This window comes from Arthrobacter sp. SPT-J7 (assembly GCF_059089965.1).
This window is the reverse complement of record NZ_JBNHFF010000410.1, coordinates 1-1,560: the sequence shown is the minus strand read 5'-3', so window position 1 is coordinate 1,560 and position 1,560 is coordinate 1. Positions and strand designations below refer to the sequence as shown.

The 1,560-nt window shown below is 65.6% G+C and carries 2 protein-coding genes; both read left to right on the top strand.

Going from position 1 to position 1,560, the window contains the following annotated elements; all coding sequences use genetic code 11:
* Positions 1–630, top strand: a 630-nt coding sequence (locus AC5RWX_RS33120) for a dihydrodipicolinate synthase family protein (RefSeq protein ID WP_494100400.1), incomplete at its 5' end; no start/stop codon positions are given.
* A 4-nt stretch (positions 631–634) separates the two neighbouring features.
* Positions 635–1,560: aldehyde dehydrogenase family protein (locus tag AC5RWX_RS33115; protein WP_494100399.1), on the top strand; the 926-nt coding region annotated here is incomplete at its 3' end.

Below are 1,560 nucleotides of genomic sequence, written 5' to 3'. Positions count from 1 at the left end.
ATCCGGTTGTCCCAGGCCGCCGAGAAGCTGGGCGCAGACGTGCTGATGCTGATCACGCCCTACTACGAACCGCTGTCCCTGGAAGAAACGGTCACCTACCTCAAGGACGTTGCCACCTCCGTCAACATCCCCGTAATGCTCTACAACATCCCGGCTGTTACCGGCGTCAACCTGGACCCCGTCACCGTCCGGGCACTGGCAGAAGAAGTGGACAACATCCGCTATATCAAGGACTCCAGTGCTAACTGGGAGCAGGCGCTACAGCTGATCCACCACCACAGTGACGTCATCGGAACCTTCATCGGCTGGGACGTCTACCTCTACAGCGCACTGGTCGAAGGCGCAGCCGGCGTCATGGCAGGCACCGCCAACGTGGTCCCCAACGAGATCGTTTCGGTCAGTCGCCGCATCGCCGAAGGCGACCTGGCGGGGGCACTGGAACTGTGGAAGAAGGTATACCCGGTCATCGATGCCCTCCTCTCCGTGCCGTTCATTCCTGCCGTCAAAGCGGGCCTCACCCAGCAGGGACTCCCGGCAGGCTCCCCGCGCCGCCCCACCGCCGACCTTGGCGCCGACGACCTCGCCCGTGTCCAGCAGGCCGTGTCCGCCCTCTACCAGAACGTGGGATAACACCATGACGACAGAAACTGCATTGTTCACCGTCCGCCGGGCAGAAGCGGCGCTGACCCCTGCCCTTCCGCCTTTCGGACAGTTCATCGGCGGGGCATTCGTGCCCTCCAGTTCCTCTGAAACAGTAGATATCGTCAACCCGGCCACGGAGGAAGTGCTGACGCAGGTTCCCGCCGGCACGGTTGATGATGTTGACGCGGCCGTCGCCGCTGCCGTGGCAGCGAAGGGCGCGTGGGCGGCAACCACGCCCCGGGACCGCTCAGCAGTCCTGCTGAAGATCGCTGACATCATCGAGGCGAACCGTGAGGTGTTCGAAACCCTCGAAGCTGCCAACACCGGCAAGCCTGCGGCAGTGGCGGAAGACGACATCTCCAGCGCCATCGACACGTTCCGGTTCTCGGCCGGCGCGGCCCGCGCCTACAGCACTCTGGGGGCGGATGACTATGCGGAGAACCACACTTCCGTGGTCCACCGCGAGCCGGTCGGCGTCGTCGGTGTGATCACGCCCTGGAACTACCCGCTGCTGATGGCCGCATGGAAAATCGCCCCGGTCCTGGGCGCAGGGAACACGCTGGTGCTCAAGCCCTCCGAGCAGACGCCGCTGACCACCCTGAAGCTGGCCGAACTCATCGCCGGCGAGGTTCCGGCAGGCGTCGTCAACATCGTCACCGGCCCTGGCCGCATCGTGGGGAACCGCCTCTCCGAGCACCCCTACGTGGACCTGGTGGCCATCACGGGCAGCGTGGGGAGCGGCCAGAAGGTGGCCGCTGCCGCCGCCGGTTCCGTGAAGCGTGTCCACCTTGAGCTGGGCGGCAAGGCCCCCGTCGTCGTCTTTGCCGACGCCGACCTCGAGGCAGCTGCCAAGGGTGTCCGCAGTGCCGGGTTCTGGAACGGCGGGCAGGAATGCGGTGCGGCAACCCGTGTCCTGGT